The organism is Aquibacillus albus (genome assembly GCF_016908325.1).
GTDB classification, from domain to species: Bacteria; Bacillota; Bacilli; order Bacillales; family Amphibacillaceae; genus Aquibacillus_A; species Aquibacillus_A albus.
The window spans coordinates 1-19,437 of sequence record NZ_JAFBDR010000026.1 but is presented as its reverse complement, the minus strand read 5'-3'; the positions used below and the strand labels follow the sequence as shown (position 1 = coordinate 19,437).

Genomic DNA, 19,437 nt, shown 5'->3' with positions numbered 1-19,437 from the left:
AAAGGAGGGAATTGTGTGGCTAAAAAATCGATGATCGCGAAGCAACAACGCAAACAAAAGTTTAAAGTACAAGAATATACACGTTGTGAACGTTGTGGACGTCCTCACTCTGTTTTGCGTAAATTTAAACTTTGTCGTATTTGTTTCCGTGAACTTGCCTATAAAGGTCAAATTCCTGGTGTTAAAAAAGCAAGCTGGTAATCCCCGATCTAGGGAAGGAGGTAATGATTAATGGTTATGACAGATCCAATTGCAGATATGCTTACTAGAATTCGTAATGCTAACATGGTTCGCCATGAAAAGCTAGAGCTTCCTGCGTCTAATCTGAAGAAAGAAGTTGCAGATATTTTAAAGCGTGAGGGCTTTATCCGCGATTACGAATTAATTGAAGATAATAAACAAGGTGTTTTACGTCTTTTCTTGAAATACGGAGTAAATGAAGAGCGTGTAATCACTGGTTTGAAGCGTATTAGTAAACCTGGGTTACGTGTGTATGCCAAAGCTGATGAAATTCCTAAAGTATTGAACGGACTTGGTATTGCAGTCGTATCTACATCAAAAGGTGTACTATCTGATAAAGAAGCCCGCGAGCAAGCTATTGGTGGCGAAGTGCTTGCATATATTTGGTAATTCACATTCATAAGTTAGGAGGTGCTCTGAATGTCTCGTATAGGATTGAAACTACTTGAAATTCCCGAAGGTGTTGACATTAAAATTGATGGAAACACTGTTACAGTTAAAGGCCCAAAAGGCGAGCTAACTCGTGATTTTCACGAAGATATGAATATAAAAATTGACAATAACGTTCTTACAGTTGAACGTCCAAGTGATAATAAAGAACATCGTGCATTACATGGTACAACTCGTAGTCTGATTGGAAACATGGTTGAAGGTGTCCATAAAGGCTATGAAAAGGCTCTTGAGATTCAAGGTGTTGGTTACCGTGCACAAAAACAAGGCGAAAAGCTTGTGATTAACGCAGGTTATTCACACCCAGTTGAAGTTGAAAAACGTGAAGGTGTAGATTTTGATGTTCCATCCAATACAAAAGTTGTAGTTAAAGGTATTGATAAGGAGCTAGTTGGAGCAGTCGCTGCAAACATTAGAGCCATTCGTCCACCAGAACCTTATAAAGGGAAAGGTATTCGTTACGAAGGTGAACATGTTCGCCGTAAAGAAGGAAAAACAGCTAAGTAATAGTAAGGTTAGTTAGGGAACAGAAAGGAGTGACCTAGATGATCACAAAGCCAGATAAGAACGTGGTACGTAAAAAAAGACATCAACGCGTGCGTAAAAATCTTTTTGGAACAGCTGAGCGTCCTCGTTTAAATGTGTACCGTTCTAACAAGCACATTTATGCACAATTAATTGATGATGTAAACAATAAAACATTGGCAAGTGCTTCTACTGTTGACAAAGGTTTTGATTTAGAATCTACGGGTAATATTGAAGCTGCTCAAAAAGTGGGACAGTTACTTGCGGTTCGTGCTCAAGAAGATGGACACAAAACAATCGTTTTTGACCGCGGAGGATATTTATATCACGGACGTATTAAAGCATTAGCAGACGCTGCTCGTGAAGCAGGTCTTGAATTTTAATCGTTAAAGGAGGGACACATTTTGCGTACAAACATTGACCCGAATAAGTTAGATCTTGAAGAACGCGTAGTAACAATTAATCGTGTTGCTAAAGTTGTTAAAGGTGGACGTCGTTTCCGTTTTGCTGCTTTAGTAGTAGTCGGAGATAAAAATGGCCACGTTGGATTTGGTACTGGTAAGGCACAAGAGGTACCAGATGCAATTAAAAAGGCAATCGATGATGCGAAGAAAAGTTTAATTAAGGTACCAATCGTTGGTACAACTATTCCACATGAAATTACTGGCGAATTTGGCGCAGGAAGTATTTTGTTGAAACCAGCTGCAGAAGGTACTGGGGTAATCGCTGGTGGACCAGTTCGTGCGGTGCTTGAACTTGCAGGTGTAGGTGACATTCTTTCTAAGTCACTTGGTTCTAACACACCAATCAACATGGTTCGTGCAACAATTAACGGATTGAGCGAATTAAAGCGTGCGGAAGAAGTAGCTAAATTACGTGGTAAGTCAGTAGAAGAACTGTTAGGATAAGGAGGGAAATCACATGGCTAAAAAGTTAGAAATTACCCTCAAGCGCAGTGTAATTGGTAGATCTGAAGTCCAAAAAGCTACTGTAAAATCATTAGGTTTAAACAAAATTAGTCAATCAGTAGTCCGCGAAGATACAGATGTCGTGCGCGGCATGATTAACAAAGTATCGCACTTAGTAGCGGTTAAAGAATTATAATATTGCAATAGCGCAAAGAGGAGGTGCTCGCATGAAACCACATGAATTGAAGCCATCACAAGCTCGTAAAAAACGTAATCGTGTAGGTAGAGGAATGTCTTCAGGTAATGGTAAAACATCCGGACGTGGTCATAAAGGCCAAAAAGCTCGTTCTGGCGGCGGTGTTCGTCCAGGTTTCGAGGGTGGTCAAATGCCTTTATTCCAACGTCTACCTAAACGCGGATTCACGAATATTAATCGTAAAGACTTCGCGATTGTAAACCTTGAAACACTAAATAAATTTGAAGATGGTACAGAAGTAACACCAGAGCTACTAAAAGAAAGTGGTGTAGTAAGTAAGCTGAAATCAGGTATCAAAATACTTGGCAACGGTGCAGTTGAAAAAAAGCTTACCGTAAAAGCTCATAAGTTCTCTGCTTCAGCGAAAGAAGCGATTGAAGCAGCGGGCGGCCAAACTGAGGTGATTTAATGTTTCGTACAATCTCCAATTTTGTGCGCGTGAGTGATATAAGACAAAAAATTATATTCACCCTGTTAATGTTAGTTGTTTTTAGAATTGGTACGTTTATTCCAGTACCGTTTTCTAATAGAGAAGCAATTGATTTTATGAATGAGCAAAGTGTTTTTGGTTTCTTAAACACTTTTGGAGGCGGGGCATTACAAAATTTCTCTATCTTTGCGATGGGGATTATGCCTTATATCACAGCCTCTATTATCATGCAACTACTGCAAATGGATGTTGTACAAAAATTCTCTGAGTGGAGAAAACAAGGAGAGGTTGGGCGAAAAAAATTAGCTCAATTCACTCGTTACGGAACAATCGTTTTGGCGTTCATTCAAGGTGCTGCCATGTCCGTTGGCTTTAATGCTATGACTGGTGGCCAATTAATCCAAGAACCGGGAGTTGGAAAATTTCTTGTTATTGCAATTGTTTTAACAAGTGGAACAGCTTTCTTGATGTGGCTTGGTGAACAAATCACTGCTAACGGCGTAGGAAATGGGATCTCAATCTTGATCTTTGCTGGTATTGTCGCTGCAATACCAAACGGAGTTAATCAACTTTATGAACAGTACTTCGGTGGTGATGTTGCTAACGAATTGTTTATTAATATTGTCATCGTTGCTTTGATTGTTCTAGTGATTATTGCAGTTGTAGTTGGTGTTATTTTCATTCAACAGGCATTGCGAAAGATACCGATTCAATATGCAAAAAAATTACAAAATCGATCTCCGGTTGGTGGTCACTCTACACATCTGCCTTTAAAGGTGAATGCTGCAGGAGTTATCCCAGTAATTTTTGCTATCTCATTTATCATCGCACCAAGAACGGTTGCTGGATTTTTTGAAGGAAACCAAGTAGCGGAAGTGATAGCTAACATTTTTGATTATACTCAGCCGATAGGAATGGTAATTTACGTAGCCTTAATTATTGCCTTTACCTATTTTTATACATTTGTTCAAGTTAATCCTGAACAAATGGCAGAGAATCTTAAAAAGCAAGGTGGATATATACCTGGAATTCGTCCAGGTACAAACACACAAACGTATCTAACTCGTGTAATGTATCGTTTAACATTTGTAGGCTCCATTTTCCTTGCTGCAGTTTCGGTATTGCCGTTAGTGTTAGGAAGTATTGCGAACCTACCACAGGCTGTACAAATTGGTGGAACTAGCTTATTGATTGTTGTAGGGGTTGCCTTACAAACAATGAAACAATTAGAAAGCCAATTAGTAAAGCGGCATTATAAAGGGTTTATTAAGTAGAGATAGATGATAATGATATTGTAAAATGAGCGGGGGGAAAATCTGTGAATTTAATTCTAATGGGTCTCCCTGGTGCCGGAAAAGGTACACAGGCTGAAAAAATAGTAGAAAAATATAAGATCCCTCATATCTCAACAGGAGATATGTTCCGTTTAGCTATTAAAGAAGGAACCGAGCTCGGTGCAAAAGCAAAATCGTTTATGGATAAAGGTGAACTTGTTCCAGATGAAGTTACTATTGGTATTGTTCGCGAACGTATAAGTAAAGATGATTGTGCTAACGGCTTTCTATTAGATGGTTTTCCAAGAACCGTTGCACAAGCAGAAGCTTTAGAGAATTTGTTAAACGAGATGAATCAACAAGTTGATTCCGTCATTCATGTTGATGTTCCTAAGGATATGCTAGTACAGCGGTTAACTGGACGTCGTATCTGTCCTACTTGTGGAGCAACGTATCATGTGATTTATAATCCACCTAAACAAGAGGGCATTTGTGATAAAGATGGTGCAGAATTAATCCAACGTGATGATGACAAACCGGAGACAGTTACGAAGCGCTTAGAAGTTAACATCGAACAAACAGAACCTATGTTAGACTTTTACCGTAATAAAGGTTATCTATTTACGATAAACGGAGATCAAGAAATTAATAAAGTATTTCAGGATATTAATGGCAAACTCAAAGACTTAGCTTAAGTCACGTATGCAAAACACCACGAGAATTGGATAACATTGCCGAGAATTTCATTCGTCGTAAGGGTGCAATTCCTTCGCTTAAAGGGTATAATGGTTTTCGTGGTAGTATTTGCACACTTGTTCATGTAGGGTGTATTCATGATATCCTAGCAAGCGTAAGCTATATAATGGTGCTATCATTTCCATTGATATTTGTGTAGGTAAGGATCTCGTTAAGGGGTTCAACTTGGACGTATCCAGCTGATACGAATGAAAAGAATACACTATATCGCTAGAAGTTACTCAGACTTCTATTTAATAAAGATCTTGAAGAGGCAAAACCAGGTGTTCGCCTTTCAAATATATATCATGCCATAATAGCAATTGAATGACTGATTGTCAGAGATTTCGCGGGTCGTGGATAAAGATAGCATTTCATAAAGACCCAAATATTTTATTCGATTGCACAAGATCCACATTCGGCTGGCATGGTAGTAGCCAGTGAACTAATGGTTAATGTAGGAACTCGTCCTGTGCTAATACTTGCTGATAATTGGACGGTATTCACTTAAGACGATAAAAGGTGTTTTCCTTTTGAATATACTGTTATCGTTACAGTTGGTGGTTGTCAAATTTTATCAAAACCTAAGTGAAGGTGATTATGGTTGAATGATCCGGATTCGAGTCCGCAAATAGGTCAAGTTGTTCAAATCTTACAAGGGCGTGAAGCAGGCCAATATGCGGTTGTCATTGGTGTTGTTAACAATCGTTTTGTCTTGCTTGCCGATGGAGAAAAAAGGAAATATGATCGACCAAAGAAAAAGAATCGACATCATATAGAGCCTATGGATTACATCTCTCCAGAAGTCCAAAACAGCCTTCTAGAAACTGGTCGCGTAACAAATGGTAAGCTGCGTTTTGCTCTATCAAAATTTGTCAATGAAATGGTGACTGATTTAAGGAAGGGAGATCAACTCGATGGCGAAAGACGATGCAATTGAAGTAGAGGGTACTGTCACTGACACGTTACCCAATGCAATGTTTAAAGTTGAATTAGAGAATGGTCATACCGTTTTAGCTCATGTTTCTGGTAAGATTCGCATGCATTTCATTCGAATTCTACCTGGAGATAAAGTGACGGTTGAGCTTTCTCCATATGATTTATCTAGAGGACGTATTACGTACCGTTACAAATAATTGAATGCTCCGATACAAAAGGAGGTATGAATGATGAAGGTAAGACCATCTGTGAAACCAATATGTGAAAAATGTAAAGTTATTCGTCGTAAAGGTAAAGTAATGGTAATTTGCGAAAACCCTAAGCATAAACAAAAACAAGGTTAAATTCAAGGAGGTGCATGTATTAAATGGCACGTATATCAGGTGTAGATATTCCTCGTGAAAAGCGTGTTGCTATTTCCCTTACGTATGTATATGGTATTGGGAAATCAACAGCTAAGGAAATCTTAAAAGAAGCTGGAGTTTCAGAGAATACTCGTGTAAGAGATTTGACAGAAGATGAATTAACAAAAATTCGTCAGCAGGTTGAGAATTTCACTGTAGAAGGTGATCTTCGCCGTGAAGTATCTCTTAATATCAAACGTTTAATTGAAATTGGTTCTTATCGTGGTTTACGCCACCGCAGAGGTTTACCAGTTCGTGGTCAAAATACGAAGAATAATTCTCGTACACGTAAAGGTCCACGTAAAACAATGGCTAACAAGAAAAAATAGTAAAGGAGGTAATGAATTAAATGGCTCGTAAAACAAACACACGTAAACGTCGCGTGAAAAAGAATATTGACACTGGTGTAGCACATATTCGTTCTACATTTAACAATACAATCGTTACAATTACTGATGTTCAAGGTAATGCGGTAAGTTGGAGCAGTGCTGGTGCATTGGGTTTTAGAGGCTCTCGTAAATCTACGCCTTTTGCAGCTCAGATGGCAGCAGAAGCAGCAGCAAAATCAGCACAAGAACACGGTCTAAAAACATTAGAAGTAACTGTAAAGGGCCCAGGTGCTGGACGTGAAGCAGCAATTCGTTCACTTCAGGCAGCAGGTCTAGAAGTTACTGCCATTGTTGATGTAACACCTGTTCCTCACAATGGTTGTCGCCCACCAAAACGTCGTCGCGTATAATTTATCCGTATATAATTTGTCAGCCTGTCTATAATGGGTTATGATAGCTAAAAAAGAAAACAGTCAAAACAAATTTATTGCCGGAGTTTGAACGCCTTCAGACAGCATCGCATATGACAGAAGATACGAAGTGCATCATGCAGAAACGGGAACTGCTTACCTGAGGAATTTCGGTTAGACCATTGTCTAACCGGGGTTTCGACGTTTTGAAGGAGGGTTTTATTTAATGATAGAAATCGAAAAGCCAAAGATTGAAACGGTAGAGGTCAGTGATGACGCCACTTTTGGAAAGTTCGTCGTAGAACCACTTGAACGTGGATATGGAACAACACTAGGAAACTCCTTGCGTCGTATTCTACTATCCTCGCTTCCTGGAGCAGCTGTAACATCTGTCCAAATTGACGGAGCTCTTCATGAGTTCTCAACAATAGAGGGCGTTGTAGAAGATGTTACAACGATTATACTAAACCTTAAAAAGCTTGCTCTGAAAATCTATTCAGACGAGGAAAAAACGTTAGAGGTGGATGTTCAGGGAGAAGGAAAAGTAACGGCTGCAGATATTACGTATGATAGTGATGTTGAAATTTTGAATCCTGATCTTCATATTGCCACTTTAGGTAGTAATGCTCACTTTCGCATGAAAATAACAGCTGAACGTGGACGTGGTTACCGACCAGCAGAAGTCAACAACCATGATGATCAGCCGATTGGTGTGATACCAGTTGATTCAATTTTCACACCAGTTTCACAAGTAACGTATCAAGTAGAGAATACTCGTGTTGGTCAAATTACGAATTTTGATAAACTTACACTAGATGTGTGGACAGATGGCAGTATAAGACCTGAAGAAGCTGTATCTCTAGGTGCAAAGATTTATACGGAGCATCTAAATATATTCGTAGGTTTAACTGACGAGGCTCAAAATGCTGAAATTATGATTGAAAAAGAAGAAGATCAGAAAGAAAAAGTGCTTGAAATGACAATTGAAGAACTTGATTTATCTGTTCGTTCTTATAATTGTTTGAAGCGTGCAGGTATTAATACTGTACAAGAGTTGGCACACAAATCTGAAGAAGATATGATGAAAGTCCGTAACCTTGGTCGTAAGTCCTTGGAAGAAGTTAAACACAAGCTTGAAGATTTAGGCCTAGGTCTACGTAATGACGATTAATACATTGATTTAGACATCTTTAGAGATTCCGAAAAAGGGAGGGATAATCCATGGCTAGAAAATTAGGTCGTACAACGGATCAACGTATGGCACTACTTCGTAATCTTGCCACAGACTTGATTATTCATGAACGTCTGGAAACAACTGAAGCAAAAGCAAAAGAATTGCGTTCTGTTGTAGATAAAATGATTACACTTGGTAAGCGTGGTGATCTTCATGCTCGTCGCCAAGCTTCTGCTTTTCTTTACGATTCAGAAGCAAACGAAAATGAAGATGCGGTACAAAAGTTATTCTCAGACATTGCTTCACGTTATGAGGAGCGTCAAGGCGGCTACACACGCGTCTTAAAATTAGGTGCTCGTCGCGGTGATGGAGCTGAGATGGCAATTATTGAACTAGTTTAATAATTGAAATGACGTGTTCAATGCATTGAACATCAAGTCAAATGGGCTAGAAGGGCAGGACAGAATCTCTTCCATGAGGTGAATCCAAGCCCTTTTTTTGTACGTTAAGAAAGTATAAACTTATTGCGCTTTTCTTAAGTTGAGGATGAAGATAGGAAAAAGATGATTGAAACATTAAATTCCCGATTTGATTGATTTCAGGGAGAAAGAGCGAGTTGAATTGATACGACGTTTTTTATAGTAATAGAGGTGGATGAATAATGAGCGGCCCTTTGATAGAGTTTCAAAATGTTTCATTTCGATACGGGGAAGACCAGCCTTGGGTTCTTAAAAATGTGAATTTTACAATTGGTGAAGGTGAATCGATCGCTATTATAGGTCATAATGGCTCTGGTAAATCTACAATTGCAAAATTAATCAATGGCCTTCTTTCTCCGCAAGCAGGCAAAATTTTTGTTGATGGTATGCGTGTCAATGAAAAAAATATCTGGGCTGTTCGTAAAAGCGTGGGGATGGTCTTTCAAAATCCAGATAATCAGTTTGTTGGAACCACTGTTAGAGATGATATTGCGTTTGGTTTGGAAAACAGAGGGATACCTCGTGAAGAAATGATACGTCGAATAGAGGAGTGCTTAACTGTTGTAAACATGAGTGATTATGTACAACATGAACCCCATCGGTTATCCGGTGGACAAAAACAACGTGTGGCAATAGCTGGAGTGCTGGCAATTTTACCAAAAGTTATCATACTGGATGAGGCTACATCGATGTTAGATCCTAAAGGACGTTCTGAAATAGTAGATACAGTATCTGCTTTAAAGAATAACCGTCATATGTCATTCATCACAATTACACATGATTTAAATGAAATCATCCATGCCGATCGGGTAATTGTGATGAATGATGGTGAATTGTGGTTAGAAGCGACTCCGCGACAATTGTTTACTAAAAAGGACGAGCTCGTGCAAATAGGCTTAAATATTCCGTTTGTTGCAAGGTTAGCAGAGGAGTTAACTAGAGTAGGTGTAGAGTTAGAAAAACATCCGCTAAATCATGAGGAGTTATTAGAGGAACTATGGACATATCATTCAAAAATGTAAGCTATACATATCAACCAAATACCCCTTTTGAGTTTACAGCTATTCAAGACTTGTCGATTGACATTAATTCTCGTTCATTTGTTGCCATAATCGGCCATACTGGATCAGGCAAATCTACACTAATTCAACACTTAAATGGATTACTTCACCCGACAAAGGGTGAGATAACGGTTGGGAGGTTTACGTTATCTGCTAATCAGAAGTTAAAAGAGATGAAAGAATTAAGAAGAAATGTTGGAGTGGTCTTTCAATACCCAGAACACCAATTATTTGAGGAAACAGTTGCAAAAGATATTGCATTTGGACCTAAAAACTTTGGCGTTGAACAAGAGGAGATAGGGAGAAGGGTGGATCAAGCCATTAAATTTGTTCAATTGCCAGAAGCGTTATTGGAACGATCCCCCTTTGATTTAAGTGGTGGGCAAATGAGAAGAGCGTCGATTGCAGGTGTCCTTGCCATGAATCCACAAATACTCGTATTGGATGAACCAACAGCTGGTTTAGACCCAAGAGGCCAGGAAGATATGATGGAAATGTTTTATAAACTACATCAGGAAAAACAGCTGACCACCATATTAGTCACTCATAGCATGGAGGATGCCTTAAAATACGCAGATAAAGTAATCATCTTAAATAATGGGACAAAATATATGGAGGGTGTACCTGCTGAATTGTTCTTAGATAAACAAGCATTAAAAAAGGTTCAGCTTGATGTACCTGAAGTGATTGAATTTTTGTTTGAATTTGAAAGAAAATTTGGAGTGAGTTTACCTTATCAAAAACAAAGTGTATCTGAATTAGCAACAGAAATTGCAGATAGGTTAAAGCGGAGCTGAGGTTATGAATAATACCTTAATTATTGGTCAGTATGTCCCAGGTAATTCACTCGTTCACCGCCTCGACCCACGTACAAAGATTGTCATTATTTTCTTTTTTGTCTTTTTTATCTTTTTCGCTAATTCACCTGCAAGTTATGGACTTCTTACTTTATTCGCAATTACAAGTGCTCTTACAACTAAAATCAAACTTCCTTACATCTTAAAAGGACTAAAGCCTGTTTGGTTTTTAATCGTTTTCACCTTCTTTTTACATTTGTTTGTAACGAAGGAAGGGGAAGTGTTACTTCATATATTTACTTATCCGATTTACAGCGATGCAGTTAGTCAAGGGACGGCAATCTCTTTACGGTTTTTTTTGTTGATCATGGTGACATCCTTATTAACATTAACGACAACACCAATAGAAATAACAGATGCCATTGAAAGTTTATTGCATCCATTGAAGCGTATAAATTTTCCTGTCCATGAATTAGCACTAATGATGTCTATATCTCTGCGGTTTATACCAACACTAATTCAAGAGACTGAAAAAATTTCTAAGGCTCAAGCATCTAGAGGGGTAGATTTTAAAACAGGTTCAATAAAAGATAGAATGCAAGCAATTGTACCGTTATTAGTACCGCTGTTTGTTAGTGCTTTTAAGCGAGCAGAGGATTTAGCAATGGCAATGGAAGCGAGAGGATATCAAGGTGGAGAAGGGCGGACAAAGCTGCGACAGTTACGAGTAGAAAAAAGGGACATCTTGGCATATGTATTGTTTGTTTGCGTACTAATTGGTTTATTCTTTACACGATCTTAAGAGGTGGCTAACCATGGATAGAATACAGTGTATCATTAGTTATGACGGAACCAATTTTTCTGGCTATCAAATACAACCAAATGGTAGAACTGTTCAAGCAGAAGTAGAGAAAGCACTAACACGGATGCATAAGGGCCTTCCTATTCGTGTTATTGCTTCTGGAAGAACAGATGCTAGAGTACATGCGGTTGGACAGGTCATCCATTTTGACACTTCATTGAACATTCCTATACAAAATTGGAGACAAGCATTTAACGCACTATTACCTGAGGATATAAGAGTAAAAGAAGTGAAACGAGCATCGAATGAATTTCATGCCCGTTATGATGTGGTTGAAAAAGAATACCGATATTTTATTTTAAATACAGAAAATGAAGATGTGTTTTTAAGAAATTACACGTATCATGTACGACAACCATTAGATATGAAAGCAATGAGTGAAGCCTGCGACTATTTGGAAGGAACCCATGACTTTACATCCTTTTGTGCAGCTAATACAAGTGTAAAAGATAAAACACGTACTCTGTATGATGTGAGCTGTTTTCAGGAAGATGGGAAGGTCGTCTTCGTTTTTAAAGGTAGCGGTTTTTTATACAATATGGTTCGAATTCTAGTTGGTACATTAATTGAAGTAGGTAAAGGAAAGCGGCCCCCGTTAAATATGAAACGAGTCATAGATTTACAAGACAGAGGAGCAGCAGGGAAAACAGCCCCACCTCAAGGTTTGTATTTATGGAACGTTAACTATGAAAAAAGGTTAGAAAACTAGACTAGTACTAAAATGAAACGTCCTTAAAGTAAAAAACTTAAAAAACAACGCTTCCTGGTGTTAAGTTCTATTGACAATGTATAGGTAAATGTTATAAGATGGTCTATGGCAATTTATTTCTATACCACGATTAGCCCCGGAAAGTTAATTCGTGTTGGAATATAAGTTAAAAAGCGGAGATGACCGTTTAAATCCGACTGGATAAGCAAGCCCGTGGAAAGGCTGTGAACGATCAGCCTTGTAGAGGGATTACTTATACAGCGAGGATTTGGGAGTCGTAGCTGAACTTAAGTCAGTGTAGCTGCAACTTGAAATAGTTTGTGGCATTTAGGAAAGCTAATATGATTTTTGAATATAGGAGGTAACACGTCATGCGCACAACTTTCATGGCAAATGAAAACAATATTGAACGTAAATGGCTCGTTGTGGATGCGGAAGGTCAAACGTTAGGTCGTTTAGCAAGTGAAGTTGCTTCAATCCTTCGTGGTAAGCATAAGCCAACATATACACCGCATGCAGATACTGGTGATCATGTGATCATCATTAATGCTGAAAAAATTGAACTATCAGGTAACAAGCTAAATGACAAAATGTACTATCGTCATTCAAACCACCCAGGTGGATTAAAGGCACGTAATGCATATGAAATGCGCACAAAATACCCTGAACAAATGCTAGAGCTTACAGTTAAAGGTATGCTTCCAAAAGGAAGTCTAGGTCGTAAAATGGGTAAGAAATTGCATGTATTTAGAGGATCAGAACATAATCATCAAGCACAAAAACCAGAAGTTTACGAACTTCGCGGATAATTAAAAGGAGGTAACGAATAGTGGCACAAGTACAATACTACGGTACCGGACGCCGTAAAAGCTCAACTGCTCGTGTACGTTTAGTACCAGGAACTGGACGTATCGTTGTAAATAAACGTGATGCGGAAGACTATTTCCCGTATGAAACACTACGTACAATTATTAAACAACCATTAGCAGCTACTGAAACAGAAGGTAGCTACGATGTATTAGTAAACGTTGATGGTGGAGGATTCACTGGTCAAGCTGGTGCAATTCGTCATGGCGTTGCTCGTGCATTGCTAGAAGCGGATCCTGAGTATCGTGGAGCACTTAAGCGTGAAGGTTTCCTAACTCGTGACGCTCGTATGAAAGAACGTAAGAAATACGGTCTTAAAGGCGCTCGTCGTGCACCACAGTTCTCAAAGCGTTAATATATCAACAACGAGAGGCTCTCAACCATATTTGGTTGGGGGTCTTTTTTTATGGAGGATTTTTCCTGTGTTTAAACTGGAATGAGTTTTAAGATACCTACAAGTTAGATGAAAGAATTAGGACAGAGCTTACTCCACATACTAATAAATATTCATTATTGAGTTTTGATGAAGACATCTGGACCCCATAAGATTTTTGAGGTGAGCTTTTATGAAAATAATGATTACTTTGCTACTGTTGGTTGCCTATCAACCAAGTGATATCTCTGATGATCTTACTTTAAGTTTTGAAGGTAATATAGTGGATACTGTTAATCGTTCAAACTTTTTACTACTTCCTGTTGAAAGAACTTTGATAGATAAAAATAAATACAATCTTCTTTTAGAAAAAGTAGCAGAACAAGTTTATGAAGAACCAAGTAATGCATCCATTGATGAGAATGGGAACATTGTTAGTGGAGAACTAGGACATCGGCTTCATCGCAAAAAATTTACAGAAAAGTTTTATACCTACTTTTTCTCAAGTGGATCTGCATCAATGGAAATTCCGGTTACACCAATTTATCCAAAAATAGATAGTGAATTATTAGCAAAGATTCAAACAAAAAGAATTAGTCACTATGTTACATTTTTTAATAGCAACAATAAAGAACGTACACAAAATATACAGTTAGCATCTGATGCTATCAACAACCATGTAGTGTTCCCGGGTAAAATATTTTCATTTAATGAAGTAGTAGGGAAACGAACAGCTGAAAAGGGATATCTAAAAGCCCCAGTAATTGAAGAGGGAGAGTTATCACAAGGAATTGGTGGTGGAATTTGCCAGGTTTCTTCAACGTTATATAATGCTGTTGATCGTGCAGGTGTTAGGATATTAGAACGATATTCACATAGCCGAGAGGTTCCTTATGTTCCACCAGGTCGTGATGCTACCGTAAGCTGGTATGGTCCTGATTTTACGTTTAAAAACATTTATAACCAGCCTCTACTTATTCGTTCAAAAGTAGCTCGTGGCCAACTAGTGATTGTTATTTATTCATCGGACACAATTGAAACCCCTAAAAGAAAGGATACAAGTGACGCTTCTGGTATATTACCAAAGGAAGCCAGTGTCTGTCTTAATACAACCACTTAAAGTGATAGTAACTCCAGTGATAGTACGAGCCTTATTAATTAAATTATCAGAGTGATTACAAAAGTGACTCAGTTTGTCATAAACATAATCCTTGTCCCATATAGTGAAACAGGAATAGTTATGGGGGAGGATAGGGGATGAGTCAATCTATAAAGGTAGTCTGTTGGTTAATGGGAGCAGTATTATTAGTCATACTAGTTCAATACCCGATACAAAAGTCAATGGATTCATGGGATTCGTGGTCGTTGCCACTGTCAGGTAAAACGATCGTGTTAGATCCCGGTCACGGGGGGGTGGACGGAGGTGCAGTGGGTAAAGATAATACGTTAGAAAAGGATATTGCGCTGGAAGTCTCAAAAATCCTTCGAGATTACCTACAACAATCAGGTGCATTAGTGTACCTTACTAGGGAGGAAGATCGGGATTTAGCTAATGAAGGTACAAAGGGCTTATCTAGAAGAAAATCTGAGGATATCAGAAAAAGGGTTGATTTTATTCAGGAAAAAGACCCAGATCTTTTTCTCAGTATTCATTTAAATGCACTTTCGGCAACACAGTGGCGTGGTGCACAAACGTTTTATTATCCGTCGCTTGAACAAAGTGAGAACCTGGCGAAGTTAATCCAGGCTGAAATAAAAAGAAACCTTCAAAATACAAACAGAGAAGCTCTGGCAATCAATGGTATGTACTTACTCAAGCATGCACAAGCACCAGGTGCGCTAGTTGAGATCGGTTTTCTTTCTAATCCACATGAAAGAGATCTCCTGAAAACATCGGAGTATCAGAAAAAAATGGCCGCAAGTATGTATGAAGGGATACTTCGGTATGTAACGGAGGCTGAGTAAAGTAAAAATAAGTAGCTATAACCTGTATCACTTATGAAATTGTGTAGATATGTTATACTAGCATAATAGAACACAATGAAGGATGGTGACATATCGTGTTAACGAGAGAAGAGGTTATAGCTTTACTTAACCCAATAAAAGATCCGTTTTTACATAAAACCTTTGAAGAAACTGGCGGGATTGAAGAAATTACAATAAAAGAGGAAAAAAAGCACGTCAGTGTGAAAGTTGCTATTGGTAAGACGAATACAGCAGAGCAAATGCAGCTGCAACAAGAGTTAGTTAATATTTTAAAGAAGGGTGGAGCTGTTACGGTCGGTTTACGTTTTACGCAGTTACCTGACGAAGTTATTGCGAAGTATCAACCAACGACAGAAGATCAGCCTTCGTTGTTAAGCGATGACACGAATACAAAGTTTATTGCTATTGCGAGTGGAAAAGGTGGAGTTGGAAAATCTACAGTAACTGTGAATTTAGCGATAGCTCTTGCCCGACTTGGAAAAAAAGTAGGAATTATCGACGCAGATATTTATGGATTTAGCGTTCCTGATATGATGGGGGTCGAGCAACGCCCAACGTTAAAAGGTAATCGTATTGTACCTGTAGAGCGGTTCGGTGTAAAAGTAATGTCAATGGGCTTTTTTGTAGAAGATAATTCTCCCGTAATTTGGCGAGGCCCTAGATTGGGAAAAATGCTAACGAGCTTTTTTAAGGAAGTTGAATGGGGAGAGCTGGATTATCTGTTACTGGATTTACCTCCAGGTACCGGTGATGTAGCCTTAGATGTACACAACATGATTCCATCTTCAAAAGAAATCATTGTTACAACTCCTCACCCAACAGCTGCATTCGTAGCAGCAAGAGCTGGACAAATGGCTGTCCATACGAAGCATGAAATTTTAGGGATTATTGAAAACATGGCCTATTTTGAAAGTAAAGTAACTGGAGAAAAAGAATATGTATTTGGAAAAGGTGGCGGTGACAAGCTGGCTGATTCACTTCAAACAAAAGTCATAGGTCGCCTTTCGTTGCAGCAGCCATATGAAGAAGGTGAATTTGCACCATCCGTTTATCAAGAAGATCATCCGAATGGACAAGAATATAAAAGAATTGCTGCACAAGTAATTGAAAAATTTGAATCATAACGTAAGAAGGAGTCCTTCCAAATAATCGAAGGACTCCTTTTACTTTAATGTTTAGCTTGTAGTTTCCTAGCTACCTCCACCGCCACCTTCTTCTTGACCTTGACCGTCTTCTTGGCCGCCACCGGATTCTCCTCCGCCTTGTTCACCACCGCCACCTTGTCCTTCACCTGTCTTCATTTGTTCAGCGGCTTTAAGGACAATATCACTGACTTTTGCTTTAAACATAGGGGTGTTCATCGTTTCTTCAATGGTTTTTTCTAGGTGCTCACGGAACTGTTGTCCTTTAAGGACAGATAATAACTGATCCTCCATTTCGGGATTTTGCATTAATTCAATCATTTTTTTCTGAAATTCGGAGTCACTCATCAGCTGTTTCATTACATCTTCTTGCTTGTCCTGCATCGACTTAGCAAAAGACTCAACGAATTTTGGATCTTCAAACATTTTCGTCCAAAATTCTTTTCCTTTGTCTCCTGTAAGTGTCTCTTCGATCGATTTTTTAACAGTATCTGACTCAATCACAATCTTTTTTTGCATTTCTTCGTCTTTTAATACTTCTGTAATGGCCTTTTGACCATCTTCGGTTTTTAATATATCTGTAACCATTTTTTTGGTTTGATCATAATTACCATTCTCTCCTGTAGTTGTACCACCGCCACCACATGATGTTAACAATAGTAAAAGAGAAATGAGAAAAACTATGGGTATAGGTTTCATTAAGGTAGCTACTCTCCTTTCCTAAGGATACTTAGTTTTAATATGGAAGTTTAAGAAGAAATTATGTATGAGATGGGAAAATTGCTTAGGTTCATGGTAAAATACCAAAAGATAAGCTTACATAGGAGGTACATAGTGAAAAGTCAAAATATAGTCCGTCTATTTTTTTCTACTTTGTTAATTGGTGCGATCTCCACACTAATAACAAGTTTCTTTGTAAAAGCTGAATCATACAAAGAATTTTTACAACCGTTTGATTTATTTGAGTTGTTTGGGCTGTTTGTGTTCTTTATCGCATTGGGAATGGTGTTTAGTTTAATTAGTCAAATGGGTTTCTTCGCTTACTTAACCATTAATCAATTTGGCTTAGGGATGTTCAGAGGGCTATGGACTCCAATCCAACTATTACTAATATTATTTACTTTGTTCGATTTAATTTATTTTCGATATAAAGGGTCTGATGGTACAACACCATTAACGATATATGTATTGGTAGCATTAGCTTTATTTATATATAGCTGGTTAATCGCAGGGTTAAAAGCGAAGCAAACAAATCGAAATGCATTTATTCCTGCTCTTTTCTTTATGTTCGTTGTAACTGCAATAGAATGGGTTCCTGGATTACGAACAAGTGGATCTGACTATACGTGGTTAATGATCATTCCGCTTTTAAGCTGTAATTCTTATCAGCTACTCGTCTTACACCATTTAACAGAGAGAAAATAGCAAGAAGAGGATGTCTCCTCTTCTTGCTATTCAACTTCTTTTTCTTTTGATTCAGCACGTGAAATTAACTCCGTTATATCTACAAACTCGAAACCTTTATTCTTTAATCCAGGTAAAATAGTATCTAGTGCTTTTGGGGTTTGTTTCACTGAGTCGGAAGCATGTAACAAAATAATATCACCATTTGATGTATTCTCCATCACATGATCAATTATGTTCTGTGTCCCTGGATTTTCCCAATCACGCGGATTCACATTCCATTGAATAACTTTATACCCCTGGTGTTCAGCTAGCTGAATAATTTCCTTGTTTAAATGTCCGCTCGGTGTACGTAAAAGGTTCGTATCTGGATAACCTAGCTTTCCAAAGATATCTTTTGCTTTAATTAAATCTTTTCGTATTTGTTCTTTCTCTTGTTTAATATAGCTTTTATAACGATAGCCCATCATTCCGATTTCATGCTCGTCTTCTTCAATTTTTTTGACAATCCCTGGGTGGCGCTCTACCCATTCCCCACTTAGAAAAAAAGTAGCCTGAACATTATGGTCCTTTAATTTCTGAAGTATGGGTTCCACCATTTCGTTCCCCCAACTTATATTAAAGGTTAATGCAATATTAGGGTCATCCTCACTACCTCTACTTAAAGCAGCAGGGTGATCCTTTGAAGAGAATACTGAAAAAGAGCTTTCCCCTTCTACCCACAAAAAGAATGCGGTAAATAATGCTGCAGTTAATACTAATCCCCATTTCTTAACGTGTTTTAATTTTATGACAAAAAAGTGCTGCATCGCTCCTCCTCCTTATTAGGACTTGTTATATTTTTATGATTAAGATTGTCCAATAATGAATGGTTATTTTATACGTTAAAAAAGTATAAAATTTTAGCGGAGAAGTAATTCGGCGTAGGGTAAGAAACTTCAACACTCGTTATCGAATGAGACGAATGTCGAGTTTTTCTAAAAACTAATAAAAATCTCGAAATTGGAAAGGATATAAAAGACTGACAAATAGGAGTGATTGAATGTTAGGTATGCTTATAAACGATGCAGAACAAAAAGAAATAGAATATCTTATCAAGCGTGAATTAGAAGAAATACTGATGGATATGGAAGATAAGCGTATTGATCAAATGATTCGACAAGCGATGAAAGAAAGATATAAAATTCTATTTCAATTATTCCGAAGAATAGCTAGTGAAAAAGAGTGTATGAAATACATACCAAAACGTTTAGAAAATGAATAACAGTTTAACTGATGTAAAGCTAATTGATTCCCGTATCCATAAAAATATACGGGAGTTTTTTTGTACTTCAAATTCACAGGGTTCTTTGGTTGAAAGGATTATGTCGAATTCTCCGAGTTTTTCTGAAAAATACTATTGATATTCCTAATTGGATATGCTATATTATTTTCTGTTGTCAAGTTTATGATTTTTAATGAGCGAAAAGACATAAAAAAATATCACTTAAATTGTTGACAACAAATCAAAACCATGATATATTATATTTCGTCGCAAAAAACGACAAACAAAATTGATCTTTGAAAACTGAACAAAACAACCAGTATGTTAAGAAAGAAAAGCTAGTCAAGTTATTGAGTAAGCAAACTCAACTTTATCGGAGAGTTTGATCTTGGCTCAGGACGAACGCTGGCGGCGTGCCT

The 19,437-nt window shown here is 38.0% G+C and carries 29 protein-coding genes; 27 read left to right on the top strand and 2 right to left on the bottom strand.

Annotated features, from left to right (window positions below; all coding sequences use genetic code 11):
- Positions 1-15: 15 nt before the first annotated feature.
- From rpsN to JOC48_RS17555, 25 genes are all read left to right on the top strand, one after another.
- Positions 16-201, top strand: a complete 186-nt coding sequence (gene rpsN / locus JOC48_RS17675; protein ID WP_036787751.1) for a 30S ribosomal protein S14 — start codon at positions 16-18, stop codon at positions 199-201.
- 30 nt (positions 202-231) lie between these two features.
- On the top strand, positions 232-630 hold the full coding sequence (gene rpsH / locus JOC48_RS17670; RefSeq protein ID WP_204501745.1) for a 30S ribosomal protein S8: 399 nt from the start codon (positions 232-234) through the stop codon (positions 628-630).
- A gap of 30 nt (positions 631-660) precedes the next feature.
- The gene (rplF, locus tag JOC48_RS17665; protein ID WP_204501744.1) at positions 661-1,197 is read left to right on the top strand and encodes a 50S ribosomal protein L6; all 537 of its coding nucleotides are present in this window, start codon (positions 661-663) and stop codon (positions 1,195-1,197) included.
- Between the two features lie 38 nt (positions 1,198-1,235).
- A complete protein-coding gene (rplR, locus tag JOC48_RS17660; protein WP_204501743.1) occupies positions 1,236-1,598 on the top strand; it encodes a 50S ribosomal protein L18 in 363 nt (120 codons plus the stop codon).
- 21 nt (positions 1,599-1,619) lie between these two features.
- The gene (gene rpsE, locus JOC48_RS17655; protein ID WP_204501742.1) at positions 1,620-2,123 is read left to right on the top strand and encodes a 30S ribosomal protein S5; all 504 of its coding nucleotides are present in this window, start codon (positions 1,620-1,622) and stop codon (positions 2,121-2,123) included.
- Between the two features lie 13 nt (positions 2,124-2,136).
- The gene (gene rpmD / locus JOC48_RS17650) at positions 2,137-2,319 is read left to right on the top strand and encodes a 50S ribosomal protein L30 (protein WP_204501741.1); all 183 of its coding nucleotides are present in this window, start codon (positions 2,137-2,139) and stop codon (positions 2,317-2,319) included.
- Positions 2,320-2,350: 31 nt separating this feature from the next.
- Positions 2,351-2,788 (top strand): 50S ribosomal protein L15, encoded by a 438-nt coding sequence (rplO, locus tag JOC48_RS17645; protein WP_204501740.1) that lies wholly within the window; start codon positions 2,351-2,353, stop codon positions 2,786-2,788.
- Complete coding sequence (gene secY / locus JOC48_RS17640) at positions 2,788-4,083, top strand: preprotein translocase subunit SecY (RefSeq protein ID WP_204501739.1); 1,296 nt, start codon at positions 2,788-2,790, stop codon at positions 4,081-4,083. Before rplO ends, secY begins: the two co-directional genes overlap by 1 nt.
- 44 nt (positions 4,084-4,127) lie before the next feature.
- Positions 4,128-4,778 (top strand): adenylate kinase, encoded by a 651-nt coding sequence (locus tag JOC48_RS17635; RefSeq protein WP_204501738.1) that lies wholly within the window; start codon positions 4,128-4,130, stop codon positions 4,776-4,778.
- A 644-nt stretch (positions 4,779-5,422) separates the two neighbouring features.
- Positions 5,423-5,758, top strand: a complete 336-nt coding sequence (locus JOC48_RS17630; RefSeq protein WP_204501737.1) for a KOW domain-containing RNA-binding protein — start codon at positions 5,423-5,425, stop codon at positions 5,756-5,758.
- Positions 5,736-5,954 carry a translation initiation factor IF-1 gene (infA, locus tag JOC48_RS17625; RefSeq protein WP_204501736.1) on the top strand — a complete coding sequence of 73 codons (219 nt, stop codon included), beginning with the start codon at positions 5,736-5,738 and terminating at the stop codon, positions 5,952-5,954. The genes JOC48_RS17630 and infA overlap by 23 nt, the downstream gene beginning before the upstream one ends.
- Before the next feature lie 33 nt (positions 5,955-5,987).
- Positions 5,988-6,101 carry a 50S ribosomal protein L36 gene (gene rpmJ / locus JOC48_RS17620; protein WP_003156543.1) on the top strand — a complete coding sequence of 38 codons (114 nt, stop codon included), beginning with the start codon at positions 5,988-5,990 and terminating at the stop codon, positions 6,099-6,101.
- A gap of 23 nt (positions 6,102-6,124) precedes the next feature.
- Positions 6,125-6,490 (top strand): 30S ribosomal protein S13, encoded by a 366-nt coding sequence (gene rpsM / locus JOC48_RS17615; protein WP_204501735.1) that lies wholly within the window; start codon positions 6,125-6,127, stop codon positions 6,488-6,490.
- Between the two features lie 20 nt (positions 6,491-6,510).
- Complete coding sequence (gene rpsK / locus JOC48_RS17610) at positions 6,511-6,900, top strand: 30S ribosomal protein S11 (protein ID WP_204501734.1); 390 nt, start codon at positions 6,511-6,513, stop codon at positions 6,898-6,900.
- Between the two features lie 226 nt (positions 6,901-7,126).
- Positions 7,127-8,071 (top strand): DNA-directed RNA polymerase subunit alpha, encoded by a 945-nt coding sequence (locus JOC48_RS17605; protein ID WP_204501733.1) that lies wholly within the window; start codon positions 7,127-7,129, stop codon positions 8,069-8,071.
- Between the two features lie 50 nt (positions 8,072-8,121).
- A complete protein-coding gene (gene rplQ, locus JOC48_RS17600) occupies positions 8,122-8,475 on the top strand; it encodes a 50S ribosomal protein L17 (RefSeq protein WP_204501732.1) in 354 nt (117 codons plus the stop codon).
- Positions 8,476-8,735: 260 nt separating this feature from the next.
- Entirely contained in the window at positions 8,736-9,575 is an 840-nt protein-coding gene (locus JOC48_RS17595; protein WP_204501731.1) for an energy-coupling factor ABC transporter ATP-binding protein, read from the top strand.
- The gene (locus JOC48_RS17590; RefSeq protein WP_204501730.1) at positions 9,551-10,411 is read left to right on the top strand and encodes an energy-coupling factor ABC transporter ATP-binding protein; all 861 of its coding nucleotides are present in this window, start codon (positions 9,551-9,553) and stop codon (positions 10,409-10,411) included. Before JOC48_RS17595 ends, JOC48_RS17590 begins: the two co-directional genes overlap by 25 nt.
- 4 nt (positions 10,412-10,415) lie before the next feature.
- Complete coding sequence (locus JOC48_RS17585; protein WP_204501729.1) at positions 10,416-11,213, top strand: energy-coupling factor transporter transmembrane component T family protein; 798 nt, start codon at positions 10,416-10,418, stop codon at positions 11,211-11,213.
- 13 nt (positions 11,214-11,226) lie between these two features.
- Positions 11,227-11,982: a tRNA pseudouridine(38-40) synthase TruA gene (truA, locus tag JOC48_RS17580; RefSeq protein WP_204501728.1), complete on the top strand. Its 756-nt coding sequence runs from the start codon at positions 11,227-11,229 to the stop codon at positions 11,980-11,982.
- A gap of 371 nt (positions 11,983-12,353) precedes the next feature.
- Positions 12,354-12,791 carry a 50S ribosomal protein L13 gene (rplM, locus tag JOC48_RS17575; protein ID WP_204501727.1) on the top strand — a complete coding sequence of 146 codons (438 nt, stop codon included), beginning with the start codon at positions 12,354-12,356 and terminating at the stop codon, positions 12,789-12,791.
- A gap of 20 nt (positions 12,792-12,811) precedes the next feature.
- Positions 12,812-13,204, top strand: a complete 393-nt coding sequence (gene rpsI / locus JOC48_RS17570) for a 30S ribosomal protein S9 (protein ID WP_204501726.1) — start codon at positions 12,812-12,814, stop codon at positions 13,202-13,204.
- A 211-nt stretch (positions 13,205-13,415) separates the two neighbouring features.
- Complete coding sequence (locus JOC48_RS17565; protein ID WP_204501725.1) at positions 13,416-14,342, top strand: VanW family protein; 927 nt, start codon at positions 13,416-13,418, stop codon at positions 14,340-14,342.
- Positions 14,343-14,479: 137 nt separating this feature from the next.
- Positions 14,480-15,187: an N-acetylmuramoyl-L-alanine amidase CwlD gene (cwlD, locus tag JOC48_RS17560; protein WP_204501724.1), complete on the top strand. Its 708-nt coding sequence runs from the start codon at positions 14,480-14,482 to the stop codon at positions 15,185-15,187.
- A 95-nt stretch (positions 15,188-15,282) separates the two neighbouring features.
- Entirely contained in the window at positions 15,283-16,332 is a 1,050-nt protein-coding gene (locus tag JOC48_RS17555; RefSeq protein ID WP_204501723.1) for a P-loop NTPase, read from the top strand.
- A gap of 66 nt (positions 16,333-16,398) precedes the next feature.
- On the opposite strand, the gene gerD is transcribed toward JOC48_RS17555, so the two are convergent.
- On the bottom strand, positions 16,399-17,049 hold the full coding sequence (gene gerD / locus JOC48_RS21605; protein WP_204501722.1) for a spore germination lipoprotein GerD: 651 nt from the start codon (positions 17,047-17,049) through the stop codon (positions 16,399-16,401).
- Between the two features lie 135 nt (positions 17,050-17,184).
- Here gerD and JOC48_RS17545 point away from each other — a divergent pair, with 135 nt between their 5' ends.
- Positions 17,185-17,775 (top strand): KinB-signaling pathway activation protein, encoded by a 591-nt coding sequence (locus tag JOC48_RS17545; RefSeq protein ID WP_204501721.1) that lies wholly within the window; start codon positions 17,185-17,187, stop codon positions 17,773-17,775.
- A gap of 26 nt (positions 17,776-17,801) precedes the next feature.
- Here JOC48_RS17545 and pdaB read toward each other — a convergent pair whose 3' ends face one another.
- Positions 17,802-18,563, bottom strand: coding sequence for a polysaccharide deacetylase family sporulation protein PdaB (pdaB, locus tag JOC48_RS17540; RefSeq protein WP_204501720.1), 762 nt, complete (start codon positions 18,561-18,563; stop codon positions 17,802-17,804).
- 233 nt (positions 18,564-18,796) lie between these two features.
- Here pdaB and JOC48_RS17535 point away from each other — a divergent pair, with 233 nt between their 5' ends.
- Complete coding sequence (locus JOC48_RS17535) at positions 18,797-19,018, top strand: hypothetical protein (protein ID WP_204501719.1); 222 nt, start codon at positions 18,797-18,799, stop codon at positions 19,016-19,018.
- Positions 19,019-19,437 lie beyond the last annotated feature (419 nt).